The sequence below is a fragment of the Sutcliffiella halmapala genome, assembly GCF_050107295.1.
Lineage (GTDB): Bacteria > Bacillota > Bacilli > Bacillales > Bacillaceae_I > Sutcliffiella_A > Sutcliffiella_A halmapala_A.
The window spans coordinates 79,285-100,570 of record NZ_JBNIKR010000015.1 but is presented as its reverse complement, the minus strand read 5'-3'; the positions used below and the strand labels follow the sequence as shown (position 1 = coordinate 100,570).

The following is a 21,286-nucleotide window of genomic DNA, read 5'->3' as shown; positions in this document are numbered from 1 at the left end:
AATATTACTGTGTAAATAATAGTTGCCATTCTTACCCCCTATCTGGCAGGAAAAGATTTGAGCTGAGCAAGCCTAAGTTTAATATTCCTCTTTGTTTATGTCATTTCTTTCTTCAACTATCCTGCCCTTTAACTGCATAACTCAAGTTTGACACGGAGCATTACGATAAAGCCTGAAATGACTGGCATTTCAGGCTATTCCCCACTAACATAACACTACAAAGATTAGTGTGACACGTCTACTTTTCCAATACCCTAGGTGGAGCAGTTGTTCCAATTGCTGCAAATGCGGTTTGGGCTTCACCTTGTAGTTTCGTGCGAACGATTTGTTCCTCTCCGTTTGACACTACTAGATTCGCTTTTATTTGGCTGACATCATGCAGAACATCTTTTACACTAGCTTGGCAGCCCATTTCCTTGCCTGATGGAGCGAATTCCAATTGAAGAAGTACAATCAGAAATGGTGTAGATTTAAATTAATTCCTTATTACAGGTAGTGACAGCTTCGCTGGTACTAGCCCTAATCAACGCGAGTAAGGGGATCTATATAGGGGTTTAGACAGTTTTACATTTCGAAATAAGTCACACCTATCCCCCTTTCTTTCTTAAAGTATTTTATTATAGTGCCTTTCTTAACAGTTCCTTTAGAAAGTTTGTAGGTATATAATAAGAACACATATGTTGGAATATAAAGATAGAGGGGTTTTGTAATGAAAGGAAGAGTTACGAAGTTTTTCCAAGATAAAGGTTTTGGATTTATTAAGGATGAGAATGGAGACAGTAGATTCTTTCATGTATCTAACATTAAAGGATATGATGAAATACTAGAAGGATCAATCGTTAGGTATGAACCTGGAGAAAGTAAAAAAGGTTTATTAGCAACTAATGTAATGCTAGTACATAAAAATAAAGATTTCATAACTATCGGTGATACAAATATAAGATTAAAAAACATTAAAAACTATGGCATTACATATGAAACAGAAGTTGAAGTTATAGAAATACCTATAAATTATACTACAGGTCAGAAAGCATTTAATAGAACATTAGGAGTTTTTCAATTTATAGTAGGTCTCACCGAACGGGACGCTGGAATGTCTAGTGATGGTATTAACTCTTTTTCAAAAGGTTATATCCAAGAAATTAAAAGAGATGTTCATTACAAGGTTCTTTATATTACAACCTACCAAGCGGATAATTTTAGGTTCCATGAGAAAGAAGTCAATTTTGATATTGATGAAAAATATAATGAACTAAACGACTACCTTAGTGTTTAAAAATACTAGTTTATGAAAGTACCCCACTAACCTATAAAGGGGTGCTTTCACTTGCTTTTTTTTATCCTTTGTGTAGAAACTAATTCGGACTCCGCTAAATGAATTAAGATTTGATGAATACTCCATTTATCAGGTGCAGGTTTAAATCGAAGCTCCTCTTCAGTGAGACCTTCAGATTTTCGTAACATCTCATATCCTTGACCATACTCTTCAATTAACTCCTTCACATTTGGTCACTCCTTGTATACTTAAATAAATTCTACAACAACAATCTTTTCGAAACATATTATTTCCCCTCTTCTTACTCCAGAAACGCGCCCTATTTGCGGAAGATACGAATTCTCACCTAGTGGTTATTGGACTTTCTTTCTAATTCTTCTACACGACTTTTCAATTCCCCTATTTCCTTATTGCTAGTCCTTTTAGCTTTGTTTTTGAATACTAAAAAAATTATTATTGAAATCATTAACATAATAATTACTAATAGTGGGTTATGTAAAAAAATTTCTATCATCTTGTCCGCTCCTTTATTATGGAATAAGCTATTTCTTTTTAATACCGTATATTACTATTGACACACCAATAATAAGAAAAAGAGGCACATATAAATTGCTAGAGAAACCACTTGCCTCTACCCCAGGGATTTTACCAGTATTTGTCCCAGAGAAAAAACCAGCCTTAATTATACTGGTTGAAATCAAGGAAAATCCACGTTCAAGTGTATACATAAGTCCTGACATAACAATAAATACAATTCCAGTTGTTTTATAAAAGTTCATCTTTTTTAATCACTCTCCAACTTTAATAAAAAGGGTATTACTCTTTATTTTTTCTTCATAACAGGAATGCTGCCCTATTGCTTAATACCAATTATTTCAAAACGAGTTAATAAACTCAATCTTTTTTTCGATAATTAAAAAGACACTTACCCCTTTACAGATAAGCGCCATTTAAGCAGAATAATATCTTTTCATTTATCCTTCCCATATGTTTAAACATAACTAAAGCTACTATTACCTTCTTTAGTGTAAGTATGGAGCTTCCAATTTTACTCTTTTTTTACACTGTCCAGTAGCACATATCCAAATATTAATCCAGATATTGTTGAAACATCTAGATGTACTATTTCTAACATAAACGGAAGGTACTTTCCAAGGATAGTAAAAAAAAGAAGAGGAACAAATGCAATATAAAGTGTAGGAAGTCCGACTGTTATTAACTTTACCCAATTTACTGACCATTCTTTATCCTCTTTTATTTCTTTTATCAATCGTGGTAAGCGAAGTAATATTCCTAACAAGATAGGAAATAAAGTTTCGTATATAACTACGGGTAGTATATTATAGTTCCTCTGTGCATCTTCCTTTAAATGAAATTGATACCTTAAACCAAGATAGTAAATAAACCCGATAAGTACTGTCCAGAAAAAATACTTAATAAATTTTCTCATCCAAAACCTCCTGTATTTTATTGGACATTTAATTTAATGAAGCTAAATAAGATCACTTATACACTATACGGTATTTAATTCATAAAGTTTCGCTTTATATTTCATAAAATAAACGAATTTCTCTAAAGCTCGCTGGCTCATCATGACTTTTCAACTATCTGGCCATAAAATGAAAAATGAGCACTAATCCTTGTTCTATGATAGCGCCCGTTTCTTGAATAAATAAAAATTATGTTAGTGGTATTCATATTTGCTGTTTTAGTAAAACTGTTTCTATTCAGCTTTCATCCAAAACGAATTTAAAAATATAGCCTGAAACCCTATTTTCAACATGTTATTATGACTTGCCGAACCGAACTCCACATCTGTATATATCTTTGTTAATCCCATTTCTTTAGCAGCCTGTATTCGATGATGTAGCAATGCTTTTTGAACTCCTTTTCCCCTATGTGAAGGGAATGTAAAATCATTTGCTATATAACCTTTCTCTCCTCGAATAAAGAGTGATCCCATTCCTATTGCTTCCTCACCTATATATGCTATGTAATTTTGAAAGTTAGGCTGAAAAAAATATTCTGCTTTTCTTTTGACTAGTTCTTTCTCTAATTCCATTTCATTCGAAAGTGCTATGAGACGAAGGAATTCTACTACATTTTCCCCAGTTACTTTTACCAGCTCGATTTCTCCATTTTCATAATTATCAAAATGAGGCTCTATCTCTAAAAATAGAAGTTGTTCAGCACAATAAAACCCTTTATTCATTAATATTTGAGCTACTTCTATATTTATATTATTTGGAATCATATCAAAACAGGGAGTTATTTGTTCAGAATCGTAAATATCTAAAATTTCATCTATTTTATCAATATCATTTATCCCAAATCCCTTAATACGATTGTAATATATTGAACTTGGTGATTTTGAGTCAATAAGTATTGTACAATCACCCACTTTTTTGACTTTAAGGTTTTTATCAACGAGAGAAAGTGCTCTTTTTGAGTTAAAAGCAGTTAGTGCCAATTCCATTTCATTAATATTATCTACTTCCAACAATACATTTTGTTTAAAAAAAGATGTCATAGTATCCACTCCAATATAAAAAATCAATAAAACCTTTTATTACTTGGATTATTAAAACATATTGTAATATAGGTTACTCAAAACCTTATTCTATAACATGGCCCAAAATTAGACGCCTTTATTCAAGAAAGGCGCCCGATAGTTGAAGATTGTAAATCAAAGTTATCATACTTTATTTAAGAACTCTTGAACTTCTTTTGGAGATTTTATAATCAAAACTTTTTTATCTTTAGACGATTGTTCTAGCATTTTTAGAATTCCCGGTCTTTTAGTTTTTGGATAGTCCCATATCCATTTTAAAAAATCTAAGTCAAATCTTTCTTCGCAACCTTTTCCCATATCTGGTCTTATTTTATTTCGGTATTGCAACATTCTTTTAAAAGCTCGGTATACACAAATTGTTCTGTGAATATCAAGAAAAATTATTGTATCTGCTGCATTTAGCCTAATATCCATTGTGCCACCATAGTTTCCATCAATAATCCATTTTTTCCCTTTCACTAAATCATTTTGAATTTTACTTTGCTCCTCCTTTGGAACACCTACCCAGTTAGGTTTCCAAAATAAGGCATCAAGATGATATACTTTTATTTCTAACTTCTCACCTAATTGCCTTGCCAGTGTGGATTTCCCCGATCCACCAGACCCGATAAGTATAATCTTTTTCATAAAGCACCTCTCGAATTATTCCTTTTTAATACACCTTTCCCAAACGTCAATAAGACCAAAAAAAATGGACTGCTGATACAGTCCACCTTTGTTCATTTCTTGCTCCAATTTAACGGAATAAAGAAAAAGGTGTAGATTAGCAGTTCCCAAGATACCTTTTACCTTAACACTCAATATCTTTCGACTATTTTGTTCTCTGTTCCATTTAGAATTCTATTTATGTTTTGTCGATGAAGAACGATTATTGATATACATATTAATAGTGATAGTGCAATGATAATTTCACTTTCAAATTTTAGACTATATATGAATAATGATATACTGGCCAACATCGAACTCAGTGATACATACTTAGTAATTAACAAAGATAACACAAACACAACAAAACCAACAAGAACACCTAATGGAGTCAAAAATAAGAAAACTCCAGTTGCTGTCGCAACAGCTTTTCCACCTTTAAAACTAGCAAATACAGAAAATATGTGACCTACTATGGCTAATAAACCACATACAATTGGATTAACCGTGGAGCTAAGTATTAGTGGAAGTGAACAAGCAAGCGTACCTTTTAATATATCAGCAATTGCAACAATTACTCCTGCTTTAATGCCTAAAACTCTATAAGCATTAGTTGCACCAAGATTTCCACTACCATAATTACGAATATCTTTCTTATAAAACACTTTACCGATTATTAAAGCAAATGAAATTGAGCCTATTAAGTAACTTAAAATCAGAGTTAGAATGTTCAAATTAGGTATTATCTCCTCTCTTAGTTTGTTATTATAAGAATTTTTATTTTTTATATATTATTTCCTGCAATCCTTCTTGCATTAAACTGCATATTGCTTAATTCCAATTATTTCATAATCTAAAAATTCCTTCAATAAAAAATTTCCTTAGCCAACATAAAAACGAGCGCTTATCCTTTGTTCCAGGAAAGCGCCCTATCGTTGAATACTAGTATGGACTTTAAAAAGTTTAGGAACCAACATTTTCATTAGATGAAACTGGAACATCGATAAATTTAAAATAAGGAAATGCAATTCCAAGAATAGCTGCAGAAGATATTAATACACCGATTAAAATGAATAAAGGTCTTATTCCCCAAAGTTCACTAACCACGCCTCCAACAAGTACACCAAGAGGCATCACTCCTCTTATAATCACTAATCGAACGGAAAAAACTTTTCCCATCAGATGATTCGGAACGGTTTGTTGGTTTATCGTTGTATTATGCACATTGAAGAATGACATGGCAATACCCGCAATAATCTCAACAAAGATAGCCAAATATATGTTACTAATGATCCCTAGAGATACATATGTTAAGCCCCCTATGACCAGAGCTCCTAACATGATTTTTCTTCTGCTTTTATATTTAACCTTACCTACGAAAAGTGATCCTATTACATACCCCAAAGGAAACCCAGCCATAAATAATCCATAGTCATTGTAGTTACCATCTAACTCATCAATAATAAATGGTAAGTTAATAACCATTGTAACTCCAACACCAAATTGAACAAAGCCCAGGAATATGCCTAACCAGACGATTCTTCGACCTTTAAAGAAAAACTTTATACCATCCGTAAATTGCTCTAACCATGTAGATCGAATATCTTTTTTAGTTCGATGTTCTTTTAACCATAATAGAAAGGATCCACTTAAAGTCAACGAAGCAATAACAAATAACAATGTTAACTTAATTCCGATGTACTCAATAACAATTCCGCCTGATACAGGAGCTAAAAACATCATGAGTCGTGAAGTACCATCTATATATGCATTTGCTGTGCTTAATTGCTCTCCTGAAACTATGGTAGGGGTGATGGCCTGACTCGCTGGCACATATAATGGAGCCAGTAATCCAATGATAATCTGAACAGCATAGATATGCCATGGCTCTAAGTTTCCACTCGTTAGCGATAGAAGAGGAACTAAAAATATGACCGCCCTTGTCCACTGTGAGGCAATCATGATCCACTTTCTACTCCATTTATCGATAAACGGGCCGCTCACGAGCTGGAGAATGATTGAAGGAATAAAGTAGAGCAACCACATACTGCCCAGAGCTAATTTTGAGCCTGTCATATCATATATCAAGATGGAATTACAATACGTTCCAAATGCCCCTGCTAGTTCTGATATTGCTGTTCCTAACCACAATGATACAAACCCACGGTTTTTTAATACATTCTTCTTCATAAGTCACCGCTTTTCCCATAGAATACGTAACATTATTTATTCAAATAAAGTTCTAACTCTTTGGGTAATGAATTTATAGATGTGTCTCTTAACCTGTATTTGGATGACTTGATTTCAACCAACGTGGCAGCTCTTAGGATTTTCAGATGATGATGGACCGTTGATTTTCCTAATTCAAGCTTTTCAGTAATCTCTTGTAACGTGTAATCACGCTCATATAACAGCTTAATCATTCTTAACCTAACCTCATCTCCAAGTGCTTTGTGTTTTTGGATTAAAAAATAATTTGGTAGGTATTTATCGTCAGGACTAATACTCTCATTAGAAACAGGGTAATAAAAAACCTTCGTTTCTTCTATATAAGATTCGATATTCCACGGTCGATAAGTTAGCTGTGGGATGAGTAATACCTTTTGTACATTGGGTTCAGGAATGTAATTGATCCCTCCTGTTGCCCAACCAACAAATTCTTCAGCATTCATTTTTTTCTTCATCACGTCTTTGTTTTCAAAATCACTTTTCAAGATAACTTCTAATTCTTTTGAAACGGGAAGGATAACCATTTCATACCATCTTGAAATGACACCTATAAGATGATTTTTAAGATCCGTAACATCAACTTTGCTTATGAATTCGATGTAGTCAGGAAAGAAGATGCTCTCGCTTGTTAATTCCTTTAACACTTGTATAGATTCTACGTTCCCTTGAGCTACACGTTTTCTAATTTCTTGAGTATTCTTCCCAATGTATGGGAAGCAAATAAACCTCATCTCTTCTTCAGAAAGACATTTAATATATGCAATGAATACATTCAAATCATGGGAAGCACTTTTGTTACTATGTAATAGTTGAAGCAAACACTTCCAAGTATTGTTTTTCTCTACATAGTTAAGCTCCACTGACAATTCTTTTGGCATCGTTTCCAGTTGCCGTTCAAATTCCCTTTTCTTCTCTAACGTTTCAAAAAGACGAGAATTTGTAATTGCTGCTATACCTAAAGCACTTTCCCATAATAAAGAATAATCTAGGTGGACTTGGTATGTATCTCTATTTTTACCACCAATATTTAGTACGTTCATGGGTCACCTCCATAATTAATTTTCCATATTACCATTCTATATTTCAGAAATAAAATATTCAATAATTTTAGAATATAAAATTCTAAAATTATTGAATATCATTAGCCAACTATCCAAATTGTAAAATGAGAGATACTATTTCTTCTCATCTGAACGTTAAAGTAAAGCCTAAGAATCTTTCTTATATATTTTAATGTAAATATCCAATTTTCTTTAAAGTCGTTATTCCACAATCTGGCCCGTTTGCTGAATAAGAAATAGATTATTAAGAACCAACCAGCTTCAAATTACAAAGGAATGAAGATTAAGAAAAAACCTTCATTCAACAAAATAAATAGCAGGTCTAATTCCTATTCTGCAATTAGACCTGCTATTTTCTTACTACCCAATCCCGCCTATACCTTCTTCACAAACTCCGATTTCAGCTTCATTGCGCCGAAGCCGTCGATTTTGCAGTCGATGTCATGATCTCCTTCAACGAGGCGGATGCTTTTTACTTTTGTTCCGATCTTCAATACAGAAGAACTTCCTTTTACTTTCAGGTCCTTGATCACTGTAACGGAATCCCCGTCCTGGAGGACATTGCCGTTGGCGTCCCTTACCACTTTTTCCTCTTCGCTTGTATCTGCTTCCAGCGTCCACTCATGGGCACATTCCGGGCAGACCAGCATATTTCCATCCTCATATGTATATTCAGACCCGCAATTCGGGCAATTTGGCAATTTTGACATGTTTCTATCTCTCCATTCTGCTTTTCAGTAAAACTCTATTTTCTATAGTGGCATAGTCACATTTGAATGACAAGTTTACTAATCCAAAAAAGATGCCCCATCCATCTGGGACACCTTCATGTTTGCGGTAGAATGATATCCACAACCGCTCCGCCGCTTTCATTATTTCTAATACTCATTTTCCCATTATGAATAGTCTCCACTATCCGCTTACAGACCATGATCCCTAGTCCATTGCCATCTTCTTTTGTAGTAAGGAAAGGCTGTCCCACCCTCTGCAGGATATGCTCGGGGAATCCGTCCCCATCATCCATAAAACGGATCAACACACTCTCTGGATTAAGTGATTCGACCGATATGTCTAGCTTTCCATTGTGTCTCACTGCTTCCACGCTGTTTTTCACCAGGTTGATAAATACCTGCTTGAGCTGATTTCCATCACAATAGATAGGCTTAATTTCTTTAAATTTATGAGTGATTTCAATATTTTTGCTGATGGCAAAGCTTGATAAGAGCACCCCGATTTCTTTTACAAGCTCACGGACATCATACCAATCCTTCGCCTGTACTGTCGGTCTCGACAGAACGAGAAATTCGTTTGTAATCTGGTCAATTCTCTCAATCTCTTTTAACATGATGGCTGGATAGGTGTCACTGTATCTATTTTCCTGAACAAGCTGAATGAAACCCTTCAATGTGGTGAGCGGATTTTTTATCTCATGCGCCACACCCGCTGCCAAATGCCCGATGATGGAGAGCTTTTCTGCATTTTGAATATAGGACTCCGTCTTTTTATATTCCGTGATATCATGGAGTTGTATCAGAGTTCCTTCCTGGAATGGGAAAAAGTTAACAAGGCAGGTTCTATTTTCTGTTTCATTCTGGAGAATAATCTTGTAATCTTGTATTTCTTCACCATTTTTTTCATATCTTTCATGAACCTCTCCAAGCTGCTCCATATCCCTGATGGAAGAGTAGTTTTGATGAGGTATCTTGTCCAGGATGGTTTTCGCTTTTGGATTTACTTTTACTATATTTCCACTTTCATCGAGGACGATGTAGCCGGTTTTGGATTGTTCCAGGATCATCTGGTTCATTTCATCAAGATAGCGGTTCTGTTCGCGCAGGTCCAATTCCCGTTCAATGGAATCTACCACGGTTTCCAATGAAGCCATGATCATCGGGTTCGCTATATGCAGGAATGTCATCATGGAAATGGTGCCTATTACTTTTTTCTGAAGAAACAGCGGGACACTGTAGCAGGCTGTCAGATGGAGAAAATGATAGTAGTGATCTTCCCCTATCACCTGTACCGGCATCTGAAGCTCCAGTGCGGCCAAAATGGAATTTACCCCTGCCTTCTCTTCCGTAAATTGGACCCCCTTTTGCAGTCCAATTTGATTGACCACCGTATCCTCGAGACTTTCATCTCCCATATATTCAATAATATTCCCTTTATCATCTGTCACTGCAACCAATAAGGGAATTCCCTTGCTTTTTCCTAAAAATTTATCCATAAACAATCTTATTATATGTAATCTTTCTTTATATTCACCTTGTATTCTGGCAAGCTCCTCATTGGACATCCTTGTAAAGGCAGGAATTACATTTGGATCTAACTTATACTCAAGGCATCTTTCCCGCACCTTCGCTATATAATTATCCAACATGTCTATCAACCCTCTTGACTTTAATTTACTTTATATGTAAAAAGTATACCCTAGTGTGGCTGTATGTGCACGAAGTTCTAGGTTGGATACGGATACCAAACAAGAAAGCCAAAGAATAGATCTCTGGCTCGTTCTACAGTTTCCTATTAATTAACCCAGTACATCCGTAATGCCATCCATATTTGCCGTTATCCACTCGACGGCAACATCCAAGCTTGCAAATTCCTGCACTTCAAATGTCACTTCGTCCTGCAGAAGCCATACATCCTTATCTTCATGATTGATGCCGCCAATCGACCAGTGCAGCAGGCTGTATGGGTGATTATTATTCAGGAAGGATGCCCATGTCTTGGATTGGGCGGCATTCTTCAAGGAGTTGATTTTGCCTTCGACACTCATTTCGTTCCCTCCACTACGAGTAGTGACATGCGTGGGTTCAAAATCTGGCTTGGACACTTCAGCATGTATGTATTCGCACTGTCTACGAAATCGACTGTCATATCCTCATCGAAGAAAAGCAGCTTTGACTTTTCCATCAACAACGGCCCGATATTGGTCTCCAATGCGACATCGTCGTCCTCTTTCTCCGGTGTGATCCATAATGCGGAGACTCCGCTGACAACACATCCACATCCATCTGTATCATATTTAAGCTTCAACCATTTGCCTTCCTGGTTTTCAAGCTTTGCTTTTACTCGTTCTGCTGCTCTTTCAGTAAACGTCACTTTCACGTTTCATGCCTCCAACTGTTTCAATGTTAGCCTGATTGTACCATATTTTACCCGATTGTATAACCAGAAGGCATTTGGAAAGGGTGGTAGGGGTACAAGTTCTTGTTGTCAAATTGGGTAATTGTAGGTACGATACTAATATCTGAATATGAAGGAGGGTTTTACCAATGTCAAAAGTGACGATTAAAGTACTGGATAACGGAGGATTCCGTGTAACCGGGGATGTGGAGCTGATTGATGCAGAAGGCAACAAATTCCCGGACAAGCCTGCATTCACGCTTTGCCGCTGCGGGCTTTCCAAAAAGCTTCCGTATTGTGACGCTTCCCATAAAGGGAATTTCGAGTCCTGTGTGAGGGCTGAGCAAGTATTGAACGACTGATACGGTTCAGCCTATCATGTACATAAAAGAGTATGGGCCTTTACGGTTCCATACTCTTTTTTGGTGGCATGAACCCTTCTGGACTAAGGATCAGCTTCCCGGGTGGAAACACCTCATTCAGTTTGTCCCAGACGCGCCTCTGAACATTTCCCTTATACCACTCTTCCTTCTCCGATCCGTCAAACCGCTCATCGATTTTCAACCGATTTGTCCGCTCTCCTCCGCTTCCATCACCAGTAAAATCATCAACACAAATGCGGTCCACCAGGCCTTTAAGCTTTTGTGGGAACTTATCCGAAAAAGGCAAGGCCGGGGCTACGGCTGCCTGTACCGGGATGCCGGCCTCACGCAATTCCTTTAACGCCTTCAACCTGGCGGGAATGGGCGGTGCTGCGGGGGAAAAGCGTTTCCGCACCTCCTCGAGATCGGTCTCCACGGTAATGCTGACCATCACTTTGTCCCCAAGCTTTTCCAACAAATCAATATCCCTTGTCACCATGGGACTTCTTGTCTGTACGAACAGAAAGTCAGGTGGGATTTCCGTCATCACTTCAAGTAAGGTTCGCGTAATTTGCTCCCTGTGCTCGATTGGCTGATATGGATCTGTGCTCGATGACATGAAGATGATTACCTGCTTTCCTTTTTTCCGAAGCAGCAGCAACTCCTTCTTCAGCTTTTCTGCCACCCCTTTTTTTACATCCACCCAGGTTCCCCACTCCTGTTTCCGGAACAATCCGACCGGACTCTGCCTGACGTAGCAATAGGAGCACCCGAAGGCACAGCCGATATATGGATTCAATGAATGGGTATAGCCCTCGAGAAATCCGCTTGTCGGAGTGAGGATTTTTTGTGGTGTCTTTTCTGTCACATCTATTTTCATGTTCTCACTCCCAATCGATATCAATATTTTTCTCTTGTTGTTTCCAACTTTTTCTTTATACTAATAAGTATTACAGTCCAAAGGGGAAGATATAATTGAAACTTAAAGTGTTAAAACCTATTTTTGCGGAATCCGCCAGCAGCCTTGTCAATACAACAAGCTCTTATCCTGGCACGGTACTATTCAAAAAGGAGCATTGGGTAGTGGATGCGAAAAGCCTGCTTGGTGTGCTTGCTCTTGCGCTTCAGCCCGGCCAAGAGGTCGAAGTCACTTACGATGAGGGTGACGACGTGTTTGCAGCGATTTTGGAGCTTGGCTATTTCGAACAGATATAAAAAAGGAATAAGTCAGACGCATCCTCGTGCAGTCTGACCGTCCTTCATTGGCATCCTTCCCCTTCATCGGGAAGGATGTTCTTTTTTAGGAGATATCCAAAATATTGTCCAGGATCAGATAGCTCGCCTCACCAAACTTATCCACTACATGCAAACGGCGCTGATGGGCATCCAGATGATGTACCGCTCCTACGAACAGATGGTATCTTCTCTTTTCATAATAGGTGATGGTTACTTCCTTACCCGTTTCCATCGCTTCGCAAAACAGCTCATTCATTTCTTCGAGCCGCTGTTCGTCGAGTTCCGGTTTTGTTTCATATAGATCTTCCTTCGTCCAGTCCCGCAACAGCTTCACATGCTCCGGCAGCATCATGGACGTCCATTTGATGGTTCCTCGATCACGTATTGCCATACTCGGTGCACCTCCTTTATGCTTTATGTCCGCCAACCAGTCTGCTGCGATGCTTCGCCGTTCCTGCATTTGTATAGGAAACCGCCCGGAGCAGTGCATTCGATCCATGCTTTCCACGTATGCGATCCATCACGTAGCCGAGCTGTCTTTTCTTTGGCCGCTCCAGTTCGAACAGGCTGAGCTGCATCTCGCTGTCGTCGACGATGTTGGAGATGGAGACGGCTATTTTCCTTACCGTCTTATGCTCGTAATTCTCTTCGAATAATTCCAAGCAGGTGTTGTAAAGGTCCATCGTGATATTGGTTGCCCGCTCCATCGTCCGGGAACGATAGAAGCCTCCACCAAGTTCGTCGCGGCTGTAGCCGATGCCAAGGCTGATCGTCCGACCGGCTTTCCGGTGATGACGCGTCCTTCTTGCCACCTCCTCGCAAATTTCCAGAAGGACATGCTTCACTTCCTCTGGGTCGGTGTAGTCGCGCATCAGGATCTGGCTTTTCCCGAAGCTGATCTGCCCTTGGATGATGGGTGCGCCGAGCTCTGACAGATCGACGCCCCATGCATGATGATAAAGCTGATTACCCATGATCCCGAATTTCTTCTCCAGCAGCTCGAGCGGGTAGTTTGCAAGCTGCCCGACGTTGAAAATCCCCATGCGGTTGAGTGTTTTTTCCACCCTTGAGCCGATTCCCCACATTTCACGCAATGGCGAAAGGGGCCATAGCTTCGTTTTTACATCGTCATAGGTCCATTCGGCAATGCCCTTCTTTTTCGCTTCAAGATCCAGGCAGAGTTTGGACATCAGCATATTCGGTCCGATCCCGATGGCACATGGCAGCTGAAATTCCCGCTCCATGTCTTCTTTTATTTTCTGTGCAATGATGGTGGCGTCCCCCCAAAGGCCTTCCACTCCGTCCACCTGCAGAAAGCTCTCATCGACACTGTACGTGTGGATCGCATCCTTTGGTGCATAGCGGTTGAAAAGACGGGTTATTTCGGTGGAGATGCGAAGATAAGTCGCCATCTGAGGATTGACCACATGAATACGTGGATCATTGGGTATCTCGAATCTTCGTGAGCCTGTTTTGATTCCGAATTCCTTTTTCAGCATCGGGGAAGCGGCCAGGACGACACTCCCCTGTCTCTCTGTATCTCCGACTACCGCCAAATAGCAGGAGAGCGGATCGAGCCCCATCATGACAGCCGAGCAGCTGGCATAGAAGCTCTTCATATCTACGCAAAGAATCTTGTTGTTTGGCATCTGGCTGTAATCCATTTTAGGGTCACACCTCTCTAAAACAGAATATACGTTCGTATTAGTAGTATATACCCAATAATAAGCGAATATACGTTCGGTTTCAATGGTAAATTCCAGTACTTTTCCGACATTTTTCGACGACAGGCTCTTATTTTAAGCACAAATCCTTTATACTAAAGGAATAACGGGGTGAAAACGTGGAAAATAAATTATTGCGCAAGATGATCAGAAATTGTTTCATTCAGTACCAGCATGACCTAGAATCGGTGCCCCTGAGTGAAGAGGATTATATAAGGATGACAACTGAAATTACGGAGATTTTACGGATGGATGACGCTTCTTCTGATGTGTTTGAAGTCGTCAATGATGTGGTGTATGAATATTTGAGCCAATGAAAAAAGCTTGAGACCGGACTCTCAAGCTTTGACTTTTATGACAGCCTCAGCTGCCTTTATGCTATCGATCAACCAGACAGGGGCATCTGGGTGCCCGATGATTTCCTCTGAGGTGAGCCAGTATACCGCCTCCACCTCATCCGGACTTTTGACAAATGCCTCTTCCCCCTCCAACAGCTCGCAAAGATACACGATATCGATTACCTCGCTGCCATCGTCCAGTATGAAGGAAGTGTTTCTCACATAGATCATCTCGTCCTTCACCTTTACCCCAACCTCTTCAAACATTTCCCTTTGGACGGTTCTCTCCAGAATATTGGCAGAGAAGCCTTCCGGATCGACCGTACCGCCGACAAGTGATAACAATCCTCCTGCGTGGCCCTCTTTTTTACTCCGCTCTATCACCAGCCACTTGCCACCCCGGAATACCGCGCCTTCCACATTCACATGAAACATGCGAAACCCTCCCTTCAAACCTCTTTTTTCATCAGTATTTTCCGGTACATCCCGTTCATCATCACAGGTTTGTCATCTACAATCTTCAAGCTCCTGTTAAACTTTTCATACAATTTTTCAAAATTCAACCCGATATCCGTTCCAAGCAGTTGAACGAACGGCCTGATGACTCGTTTGCCAAAAGCGAGCTTTCTATGTTTGGGGGCAAACTTGTCAAACACAATCAGGCTGCCGTTCTGCTTTAAAACCCGCTCCATCTCTTGAAAGCATTTTTCCGCATCAGGAACAACAGAGAGAATGAGGCTCGCAACAACATAATCAAAGGAATGACCGGGAAATGTCATGTTCTGCGCATCCATCTCCAAAAATTCGATGCGGGAATTTTTGAACTTAGATTTCGCCTTCTCTAACATATCTGGAGAAAAGTCAATAGCCGTGATATCCAGACTTGCATGGGGAATCAGTTCCAGATCCGCTCCGGTACCCACACCAACAAACAAAATCTTTTGACACTTTTCAAAAGGCAGCTCCTGAAAGATTTCCCTGCGTGCCTGCAGGAAAGAGCCCGAGTTGAAGAGCTTATCATACACAGGCGCCCAGATTTTATATATTACTTTGTTCCAAGGATTGTTCATTGTTCCCCACACTCCCGAATGCCTTGTTAATATGTATGATTCCTTTATCCACCGACGTTTCCACATACCCGACTATCTGCTCAAGGGTGAAAACCTTCAATGTTGCTTGAAGGTCAACGGATGGATAGTGCATATCCCTTTTTACATAAGGGAGGAAATCGAGCACGTCTTTAATGGTCACTTCCTCTAAATCAACCATTGCGGCACAGTGTTGTTCCATTTCCTTCAACACTTCAACATCCAGTCCGTAATAATCCAACAGCTTCGCATTCAGCAGGCGAAAGTCCTCATGATAAAGCCTGAGGATATCCGGATCATGTTCCATCCTGTTTTTCAGCCATGGCAGATAAAATCCCTTCAGCCATAGGTCATCCGCGATCAGATGCGTATAGTAGCCAAGAATATAATCCTTTTGCGGCAACGTACGATATTTATCCAGAAATCCGTTGTAATCGATCATCCTGGAATAGTCCTGAACATCTCCGCCGTAGAAGTGGGAAAGGTCCTTGGGAGAGACGGCATCCGCTGCAATTCCCCCTAAAAGGAAACCAGGCCTGTTCAGAGCGGGGAAATTTTCAGCGATTCTATTGGCAATGATGAGGTGCATGATTCGAGAGCCCATTTGCCCACCCTTTCTTTAATGGAATAATTATGAAAATTATAACATTTTTTGAAGAGTTAGGGAAAAAAATAAGGAAAATTGGATTTAACATTAAGGATAAAGAGAACCACCTTAAAAACGGCTTACTATTCCAGCATAAATTGTATTTCCGAACGAAATAGTCAAGATATTCAGACAATAAAATGGAATAATTATGGTATTATTTAAATAGATGGAATTCGGTTGATAATCTCAGAAATGTGACCGAGAGAATATTACATAAAGGGGAGAGAATTTTGGAGAGAGAAAGATTAGCAGCAGTGTATATGTTATGGGCACTGATAGTCATAATCGAGCTATGGTGGTTACATAGTGTATCTATCGGAACAAACGACACGGCTCACCTTACATTTGTGGTGACAATAATTGTCTCTACTCTTGTAATGGGTGCAGTAGGGTTAAATTTGCTTGGAAAGTCAAAGGGATAAAAAATAATGGAAGTTGGATTTACATAGCCTATTCCCAAATACTATTACTTGTTATTGAACAAATAATGTAAACGCAGGGTTTTAAAAAACCCTGCGTTTTCTGATGCAAAAATGGTAGTTTTTCTTTTACTCTTCTATAAAAGGCCTCTCACGCAAATGTTGCGTCTGCTCTCTCAATACATAGGAAAAGTGGTCATAGTTAACCCACTTCAATGGAACTTGAAGCTGCAGCGCATTTTCTTTATTGAAGATCTCGATTTGCTTCTTGTTGTATTTCACCTTTTTTATATCCTGAATGCGGATCACTTTCGAGTCTTTTCCTTTATTCACAATCAGCTCCTGTCCCACGATGGAAATCTTGCTGCGCTTGATTTTCCACATTTCATAGGCTGTCAGAAGCAGGCCAAGCCCAGTAAATCCGATAGAAATGTACACCTCATCATCTACCCCATTTAACAACACTCTCACCCAATGCGAAATGAGAATGGCGTAGAAGAACCACAAGCCTTTTGACAATTTCGGGGCACTTTCATAATGGATTTCTTCATGGTATTTCTGACTCATCTCTTCCCGTCTTGAAAAGAAATCCTGCTTATGCCCCTCCAGGGATTTGGAATCGAGCTCCACGAAATCCGTATATGTCCCTTCCCAGACATGCGCAGTATCATCCCCGTCCTCTAGAGAATAGCCGCCGACCCAAGCCACATAGTCGGCGCCGGACTCCTTGAAGCTCATCAGATAATATCGCACCGGCTGTTTGTATTGATTTTCAGTTTCTATCGTATCCTGCATTTGAATCTCTTCCGGAAATTTGTTCATCAACCTACCTTCTTCATCCCTCAGATAGACAAGATAAGTGAAGAGTTTCGCTTTTGCCAATAGGGGCTGCTTCTTTTCCTTGATCGGATAAAGGTGTTCCTTGTTGCTTGATTTCAGATCCCAATAAAGGCCTTCCGCACTTTCAAGATTGCTCGCAAGTTCATCCAAAAGGTCCTTTTCGACTTCCATATTCTTTTCGATACATACATGAAGCACCCTTGCGCGGATGACAGGGTCCTTGTAATCCAGCGCTTCCTTTAAATACACTTCCGCTTCTTTAGAGTAATAATAATTCATCAGACCGATCAGCATGCTCATATGGTAACGGAAGGTAAAATAGCTTTCCTTCCAAGTGGTGTAAACAAATTTGGCATGATAATCCTTGTCGTAGGAAAGGTACTCATCCCTCAGTTTTTCATAGTCTGCATGAAGCAATGGAAGCACTTCTTCTTTCCTGTAGCCCCATTCCAGATCGGATTCATTGATGGCAGAGATAAATTCATACATCGAAAATTTATAATGAGGAGAATGAATCTTTTCAAAAGTGCGCTCCACTACATCCCGCACAAAGACTGGATATCGGGTGAGCTGATCAACAGGAAGCTGGACATCCTCGTTTTTTATCAATGCAACAAGCTTTTCTTCCATTTCATAAAATAGTTCCTCATCCTCGGTCGCTAAAAATAATTCCATCACCCTCACTTTTGCATCCGAGGGCAGACGGTCAAAGTACTTCAATAATTGTTCCATCACCTCAGGCATGGGATAATCGCACACGAAATCAATCAGATAATAGGAAGGATTGTCCCACCCATCAACAGACTCAGGAAAAGTGCCGGCAGCCAGTACCACCAATTCCTTTAACAGGTCGACCCTGATTTCCAGATCCTTTTCCACCTTACATTCATACAAAGTGCCAAGTGCTTCAAAACGCTTTCCGGGATCCTCGCTCTTAAGGCGTTTCATCATACTTCTTATCTTCAATTCGTTCATGTCTTCACCTTTTTATATAGAATTTTTCAGACATTACTAAGTTTCATGCATCCCATTAAATCAAGCAAATAATCCCTATCCTCCGGAAAAGAAAGCTTCAATCCCGTCAATTCCTCTGCACTTTTCCAGGCAATTTCATGGATAAGATTGTCTGGGTCCTGAATCTGCTGCGTTCCTCCGACCACTCTCACTTCAAAATATTGGACCTCCACGTCGATACCGTATGTAGTTCCTTGCTTCACTTTTAATGGGGTCACCACTTCCACTTCATACCCCGTTTCTTCCCGGATCTCTCTCACACAGCATTCTTCAAAGCTTTCCTGTTTCTCCAATCCGCCAGATGGCACCGTCCATACCTTCTCTTCGTCAGGCTTTCCCTGCAGGACCATCAGAATCTCCTTATGTTCATTGATGCAGACACCTGCTGAACCGTACCATTTTTGCATGTTGAACACCTCTCTTCAATGGTGAATAAAAAGACCTCTCCCAATAACGTTTGCAGAAACCGGTTTGCGGCCCAATTCCCTTGACCCTTGACCATACAGAAAGCTGGCCGATGTGATGTATTTCATGTGCCAAGGTATGGCGCATCACTTCTCCCCAAGTATATTCAGCCACTCTGCCATCCCGCTCAGGAAGGTGTAATAGCTTGTGTTCCATATTGTTGTCCCATTTCTCCACAAACTGCTGCACTTCCTGGCGAAAGGAAGCATCCAATTCAAGTACCTGCTGCAAACTGTTGTAGCTCTCAAACTTTTCGATAAAGTCGGGTTTCCCCTGTAAGATCCTGATCCAACTCCATTCCACATCAGCAATATGAAAAAGGGTATGCAGAATACTACCCACTCCACCAGTCCGCTCCTTCAACAGCTCAGCTTCCTCCACTTCTTCACACCAGCGGTACCACTCTTCCCGAACCATCCAGTTGTACTTGAACAACATCTCCATGCTTATCCCTCCCAAATAATGCTTACAGACTATATTCCTTAAACAAGGAAAAAATCCCTTTTTATTTGTGGCTATTTTCTGGTGGCAATTGAGTGAAACGGTGTCGTGCAAAATAGTTCGGCATCAACTTTGCCTTATTTGGCACGAACTCTGATGACTTTGGCACGAACTTTCAGCTGTTTGGCATCAACTCCCCGTAGTTTCGCACGAACTCAGCTACAATCAAAAAATAAAAAAGCACTTCCTATAGCGGAAGCGCCATTTCATAGCAATTTTTAATAGGAAATCCTTTTCAATGAGCATTTACCCGCTTCATCCTGTAATTCTGGCGCAAAATAGCTGAGCTTTTTGATAAAATAACAGGTTTCTGGAAAATGATGCTCCAGAAATCTTAGTGTGGAATCGTTAAGCAGCTTATTTCCTTTGAATTTATGCACCATGGTGGAAATATACCGGCTCATTTCAAGGGTCGTCTGTCCGACCTCGTTGGCGAATTCCCTCTGCCTTGCAAAACCGGGCTCTTTGAACCGCAGATATCCTTTTAAAATTCGATTTTGTACCATAAAGCCCTGATAAATTCCAATATAGGCCTCTGTTTGCCGTCTAGTAGCAATTTCGATAGGGTCAAGCAAATCCTCGAAAAGCAATGCATGACCCAATTGATCTTCGAGCCACAAATCCATCAGATTTACCAATGGAAGAGGCTCGGGCTCTTTTCCCTGAACCAAATGGCTTAAGATCCGTAGATACTCTTGGTTCTCTGCCAACGTACCATTTAAATAGGTAGGAGATAAATTAAGATTCACTTGGTTATCTATTCTAAGAGCTTGCAACTTTCCCTCAAAATCAAAATAACCCTTCGCTACCGGCCAGACCCTCTGAGAGAAGTAAACCATGTTCTCATCTGAGTGGTTAGCGGACTTAGGAATATTCCCCAACATATTATTGAGCTCACCGAACCAATTGATATACTGCTGAGCTGTTTTCACATATTCCACTTCTGTGGGTGAAAGATGGTCCCTAATAAAATAAGCATGGTCTTGTAAGATTCCCAACCAAAAAAAATGCTCTTCCCATACCGAAATCGTATAGTTTTGCAAAATCTCCTCCCCCTCCATTTCCTATACTTTATATGTACGACAGGAATTTGGGTAGTAGAAATGATTTATCGTATTTTAATAAAAATACCTGCACATAACTTGCTAAAGATTAGGAAAAATATACGTATCATGAATCATAAAGGGTGTTTCCAGATGAGGAATTCAAAATTTTTAATACTATTACTGACCATTTTACCTTGGCTCACTGCCCCGTTTATCGGAAAGTCATCATTTAAACGGTTTCTTCCGGGAACCATATTCATGTGTTTATATCTAACTGCAGAGGGGATTGTAGCCGAAAGGAAAAAATGGTGGTGGTTCCCTTTTGCAATAAGACCGAATGTCTTGGGGGAAATGCCGCTGATTTTAGGTCCTTTCTTTGTTGGATCACTCTGGATATTGAAATACACCTTTGGAAATTTCAAGCTATATACGAAGGTGAATATTGTGATAGATGCTATTTTCACCTACTTTATGCTCGATTGGTTCAAAAAGATTGGATATGTAACTCTTGTGAGATTCTCCAAGTTTCAGTTATCTCTCCTATTTTTGGTTAAGTCAATTTCGATGTATGGATTTCAGGTTATATATGAAAAGTACTCACCGCCCCCACACGCTCCATGTTCAGACAAAGAAACCATAAAATGAGGAGCATTCCTTATTTTGTTCGTGAAATCAAATAGAAAAGGAGGAGA

Annotated in this window: 25 protein-coding genes and 3 pseudogenes; 5 read left to right on the top strand and 23 right to left on the bottom strand. The window is 39.6% G+C overall.

Translation table 11 applies throughout. From position 1 onward, the window contains the following. Positions 1-238 precede the first annotated feature (238 nt). A pseudogene (locus tag ACQCT5_RS20520) lies at positions 239-424 on the bottom strand (IS1634 family transposase); the annotation flags it as partial. Positions 425-709: 285 nt separating this feature from the next. Between ACQCT5_RS20520 and ACQCT5_RS20515 the strand changes: the two are divergent. Continuing rightward, on the top strand, positions 710-1,276 hold the full coding sequence (locus tag ACQCT5_RS20515; RefSeq protein ID WP_499644714.1) for a cold-shock protein: 567 nt from the start codon (positions 710-712) through the stop codon (positions 1,274-1,276). 56 nt (positions 1,277-1,332) lie between these two features. On the opposite strand, the pseudogene ACQCT5_RS20510 reads toward ACQCT5_RS20515, so the two are convergent. The 12 genes and pseudogenes from ACQCT5_RS20510 to ACQCT5_RS20455 all read right to left on the bottom strand — a co-directional run. Beyond that, a pseudogene (locus ACQCT5_RS20510) lies at positions 1,333-1,503 on the bottom strand (DinB family protein); the annotation flags it as partial. 315 nt (positions 1,504-1,818) lie between these two features. Beyond that, positions 1,819-2,055 carry a hypothetical protein gene (locus ACQCT5_RS20505; protein ID WP_499644712.1) on the bottom strand — a complete coding sequence of 79 codons (237 nt, stop codon included), beginning with the start codon at positions 2,053-2,055 and terminating at the stop codon, positions 1,819-1,821. A gap of 269 nt (positions 2,056-2,324) precedes the next feature. After that, a complete protein-coding gene (locus ACQCT5_RS20500; protein WP_499644710.1) occupies positions 2,325-2,726 on the bottom strand; it encodes a hypothetical protein in 402 nt (133 codons plus the stop codon). A 273-nt stretch (positions 2,727-2,999) separates the two neighbouring features. Further along, positions 3,000-3,806, bottom strand: coding sequence for a GNAT family N-acetyltransferase (locus ACQCT5_RS20495; protein ID WP_151521627.1), 807 nt, complete (start codon positions 3,804-3,806; stop codon positions 3,000-3,002). 165 nt (positions 3,807-3,971) lie between these two features. Next, entirely contained in the window at positions 3,972-4,475 is a 504-nt protein-coding gene (locus ACQCT5_RS20490) for a DNA topology modulation protein (RefSeq protein ID WP_499644708.1), read from the bottom strand. Between the two features lie 170 nt (positions 4,476-4,645). Further along, the gene (gene plsY, locus ACQCT5_RS20485; protein WP_499644706.1) at positions 4,646-5,227 is read right to left on the bottom strand and encodes a glycerol-3-phosphate 1-O-acyltransferase PlsY; all 582 of its coding nucleotides are present in this window, start codon (positions 5,225-5,227) and stop codon (positions 4,646-4,648) included. A 229-nt stretch (positions 5,228-5,456) separates the two neighbouring features. After that, positions 5,457-6,683 (bottom strand): MFS transporter, encoded by a 1,227-nt coding sequence (locus ACQCT5_RS20480; protein WP_499644704.1) that lies wholly within the window; start codon positions 6,681-6,683, stop codon positions 5,457-5,459. 32 nt (positions 6,684-6,715) lie between these two features. Then, the gene (locus ACQCT5_RS20475) at positions 6,716-7,762 is read right to left on the bottom strand and encodes an ArsR/SmtB family transcription factor (protein WP_499644702.1); all 1,047 of its coding nucleotides are present in this window, start codon (positions 7,760-7,762) and stop codon (positions 6,716-6,718) included. A 395-nt stretch (positions 7,763-8,157) separates the two neighbouring features. After that, on the bottom strand, positions 8,158-8,493 hold the full coding sequence (locus tag ACQCT5_RS20470; RefSeq protein ID WP_204417711.1) for a zinc ribbon domain-containing protein YjdM: 336 nt from the start codon (positions 8,491-8,493) through the stop codon (positions 8,158-8,160). A gap of 116 nt (positions 8,494-8,609) precedes the next feature. Continuing rightward, positions 8,610-10,163 carry an ATP-binding protein gene (locus ACQCT5_RS20465; RefSeq protein ID WP_499644700.1) on the bottom strand — a complete coding sequence of 518 codons (1,554 nt, stop codon included), beginning with the start codon at positions 10,161-10,163 and terminating at the stop codon, positions 8,610-8,612. Positions 10,164-10,313: 150 nt separating this feature from the next. Further along, complete coding sequence (locus tag ACQCT5_RS20460) at positions 10,314-10,562, bottom strand: DUF2552 family protein (RefSeq protein ID WP_499644698.1); 249 nt, start codon at positions 10,560-10,562, stop codon at positions 10,314-10,316. Further along, a complete protein-coding gene (locus ACQCT5_RS20455) occupies positions 10,559-10,894 on the bottom strand; it encodes an iron-sulfur cluster biosynthesis family protein (protein WP_417899796.1) in 336 nt (111 codons plus the stop codon). Before ACQCT5_RS20455 ends, ACQCT5_RS20460 begins: the two co-directional genes overlap by 4 nt. Before the next feature lie 167 nt (positions 10,895-11,061). Here ACQCT5_RS20455 and ACQCT5_RS20450 point away from each other — a divergent pair, with 167 nt between their 5' ends. Then, a complete protein-coding gene (locus ACQCT5_RS20450) occupies positions 11,062-11,274 on the top strand; it encodes a CDGSH iron-sulfur domain-containing protein (protein WP_204417703.1) in 213 nt (70 codons plus the stop codon). Positions 11,275-11,314: 40 nt separating this feature from the next. On the opposite strand, the gene ACQCT5_RS20445 is transcribed toward ACQCT5_RS20450, so the two are convergent. Further along, complete coding sequence (locus ACQCT5_RS20445) at positions 11,315-12,154, bottom strand: SPL family radical SAM protein (protein ID WP_499644695.1); 840 nt, start codon at positions 12,152-12,154, stop codon at positions 11,315-11,317. A 95-nt stretch (positions 12,155-12,249) separates the two neighbouring features. Here ACQCT5_RS20445 and ACQCT5_RS20440 point away from each other — a divergent pair, with 95 nt between their 5' ends. Beyond that, entirely contained in the window at positions 12,250-12,489 is a 240-nt protein-coding gene (locus tag ACQCT5_RS20440; protein ID WP_499644694.1) for an HPr family phosphocarrier protein, read from the top strand. Positions 12,490-12,574: 85 nt separating this feature from the next. Here the strand turns inward: ACQCT5_RS20440 and ACQCT5_RS20435 are convergent, their stop codons facing one another. Both ACQCT5_RS20435 and ACQCT5_RS20430 read right to left on the bottom strand, forming a co-directional pair. Further along, the gene (locus tag ACQCT5_RS20435; RefSeq protein WP_204417691.1) at positions 12,575-12,901 is read right to left on the bottom strand and encodes a YolD-like family protein; all 327 of its coding nucleotides are present in this window, start codon (positions 12,899-12,901) and stop codon (positions 12,575-12,577) included. Between the two features lie 16 nt (positions 12,902-12,917). Then, entirely contained in the window at positions 12,918-14,174 is a 1,257-nt protein-coding gene (locus ACQCT5_RS20430) for a Y-family DNA polymerase (RefSeq protein ID WP_499644691.1), read from the bottom strand. Between the two features lie 179 nt (positions 14,175-14,353). On the opposite strand from ACQCT5_RS20430, the gene ACQCT5_RS20425 reads away from it, so the two are divergent. Next, positions 14,354-14,551 (top strand): YqzH family protein, encoded by a 198-nt coding sequence (locus tag ACQCT5_RS20425; protein WP_499644689.1) that lies wholly within the window; start codon positions 14,354-14,356, stop codon positions 14,549-14,551. Between the two features lie 21 nt (positions 14,552-14,572). On the opposite strand, the gene ACQCT5_RS20420 is transcribed toward ACQCT5_RS20425, so the two are convergent. The 7 genes and pseudogenes from ACQCT5_RS20420 to ACQCT5_RS20390 form a co-directional block, all read right to left on the bottom strand. Further along, positions 14,573-15,007, bottom strand: a complete 435-nt coding sequence (locus tag ACQCT5_RS20420) for an NUDIX hydrolase (RefSeq protein ID WP_499644687.1) — start codon at positions 15,005-15,007, stop codon at positions 14,573-14,575. A gap of 14 nt (positions 15,008-15,021) precedes the next feature. Next, positions 15,022-15,642 (bottom strand): class I SAM-dependent methyltransferase, encoded by a 621-nt coding sequence (locus tag ACQCT5_RS20415; protein WP_499644685.1) that lies wholly within the window; start codon positions 15,640-15,642, stop codon positions 15,022-15,024. Next, on the bottom strand, positions 15,611-16,264 hold the full coding sequence (locus ACQCT5_RS20410) for a zinc dependent phospholipase C family protein (RefSeq protein WP_499644683.1): 654 nt from the start codon (positions 16,262-16,264) through the stop codon (positions 15,611-15,613). Before ACQCT5_RS20410 ends, ACQCT5_RS20415 begins: the two co-directional genes overlap by 32 nt. 593 nt (positions 16,265-16,857) lie before the next feature. Then, on the bottom strand, positions 16,858-18,543 hold the full coding sequence (locus tag ACQCT5_RS20405) for a hypothetical protein (protein WP_499644681.1): 1,686 nt from the start codon (positions 18,541-18,543) through the stop codon (positions 16,858-16,860). A gap of 26 nt (positions 18,544-18,569) precedes the next feature. Next, the gene (locus tag ACQCT5_RS20400; protein WP_499644679.1) at positions 18,570-18,989 is read right to left on the bottom strand and encodes an NUDIX hydrolase; all 420 of its coding nucleotides are present in this window, start codon (positions 18,987-18,989) and stop codon (positions 18,570-18,572) included. Between the two features lie 15 nt (positions 18,990-19,004). Then, a pseudogene (locus ACQCT5_RS20395) lies at positions 19,005-19,491 on the bottom strand (DinB family protein). A 275-nt stretch (positions 19,492-19,766) separates the two neighbouring features. After that, positions 19,767-20,591 (bottom strand): DUF2935 domain-containing protein, encoded by an 825-nt coding sequence (locus ACQCT5_RS20390; RefSeq protein WP_499644677.1) that lies wholly within the window; start codon positions 20,589-20,591, stop codon positions 19,767-19,769. Between the two features lie 60 nt (positions 20,592-20,651). On the opposite strand from ACQCT5_RS20390, the gene ACQCT5_RS20385 reads away from it, so the two are divergent. Beyond that, positions 20,652-21,239: a hypothetical protein gene (locus tag ACQCT5_RS20385; protein ID WP_499644675.1), complete on the top strand. Its 588-nt coding sequence runs from the start codon at positions 20,652-20,654 to the stop codon at positions 21,237-21,239. Positions 21,240-21,286: the final 47 nt, after the last annotated feature.

What these genes read in the sequence shown, in the direction of transcription:
- ACQCT5_RS20470 (WP_204417711.1), bottom strand. Translation starts at nt 8,493, where the DNA reads ATGTCAAAATTGCCAAATTGCCCGAATTGCGGGTCTGAATATACATAT.
- ACQCT5_RS20495 (WP_151521627.1), bottom strand. Translation starts at nt 3,806, where the DNA reads ATGACATCTTTTTTTAAACAAAATGTATTGTTGGAAGTAGATAATATT.
- ACQCT5_RS20515 (WP_499644714.1), top strand. Translation starts at nt 710, where the DNA reads ATGAAAGGAAGAGTTACGAAGTTTTTCCAAGATAAAGGTTTTGGATTT.
- ACQCT5_RS20435 (WP_204417691.1), bottom strand. Translation starts at nt 12,901, where the DNA reads ATGGCAATACGTGATCGAGGAACCATCAAATGGACGTCCATGATGCTG.
- ACQCT5_RS20450 (WP_204417703.1), top strand. Translation starts at nt 11,062, where the DNA reads ATGTCAAAAGTGACGATTAAAGTACTGGATAACGGAGGATTCCGTGTA.
- ACQCT5_RS20505 (WP_499644712.1), bottom strand. Translation starts at nt 2,055, where the DNA reads ATGAACTTTTATAAAACAACTGGAATTGTATTTATTGTTATGTCAGGA.
- ACQCT5_RS20415 (WP_499644685.1), bottom strand. Translation starts at nt 15,642, where the DNA reads ATGAACAATCCTTGGAACAAAGTAATATATAAAATCTGGGCGCCTGTG.
- ACQCT5_RS20480 (WP_499644704.1), bottom strand. Translation starts at nt 6,683, where the DNA reads ATGAAGAAGAATGTATTAAAAAACCGTGGGTTTGTATCATTGTGGTTA.
- ACQCT5_RS20420 (WP_499644687.1), bottom strand. Translation starts at nt 15,007, where the DNA reads ATGTTTCATGTGAATGTGGAAGGCGCGGTATTCCGGGGTGGCAAGTGG.
- ACQCT5_RS20445 (WP_499644695.1), bottom strand. Translation starts at nt 12,154, where the DNA reads ATGAAAATAGATGTGACAGAAAAGACACCACAAAAAATCCTCACTCCG.
- ACQCT5_RS20400 (WP_499644679.1), bottom strand. Translation starts at nt 18,989, where the DNA reads ATGCAAAAATGGTACGGTTCAGCAGGTGTCTGCATCAATGAACATAAG.
- ACQCT5_RS20405 (WP_499644681.1), bottom strand. Translation starts at nt 18,543, where the DNA reads ATGAACGAATTGAAGATAAGAAGTATGATGAAACGCCTTAAGAGCGAG.
- ACQCT5_RS20430 (WP_499644691.1), bottom strand. Translation starts at nt 14,174, where the DNA reads ATGGATTACAGCCAGATGCCAAACAACAAGATTCTTTGCGTAGATATG.
- ACQCT5_RS20475 (WP_499644702.1), bottom strand. Translation starts at nt 7,762, where the DNA reads ATGAACGTACTAAATATTGGTGGTAAAAATAGAGATACATACCAAGTC.
- ACQCT5_RS20465 (WP_499644700.1), bottom strand. Translation starts at nt 10,163, where the DNA reads ATGTTGGATAATTATATAGCGAAGGTGCGGGAAAGATGCCTTGAGTAT.
- ACQCT5_RS20500 (WP_499644710.1), bottom strand. Translation starts at nt 2,726, where the DNA reads ATGAGAAAATTTATTAAGTATTTTTTCTGGACAGTACTTATCGGGTTT.
- ACQCT5_RS20410 (WP_499644683.1), bottom strand. Translation starts at nt 16,264, where the DNA reads ATGGGCTCTCGAATCATGCACCTCATCATTGCCAATAGAATCGCTGAA.
- ACQCT5_RS20460 (WP_499644698.1), bottom strand. Translation starts at nt 10,562, where the DNA reads ATGAGTGTCGAAGGCAAAATCAACTCCTTGAAGAATGCCGCCCAATCC.
- ACQCT5_RS20490 (WP_499644708.1), bottom strand. Translation starts at nt 4,475, where the DNA reads ATGAAAAAGATTATACTTATCGGGTCTGGTGGATCGGGGAAATCCACA.
- ACQCT5_RS20385 (WP_499644675.1), top strand. Translation starts at nt 20,652, where the DNA reads ATGATTTATCGTATTTTAATAAAAATACCTGCACATAACTTGCTAAAG.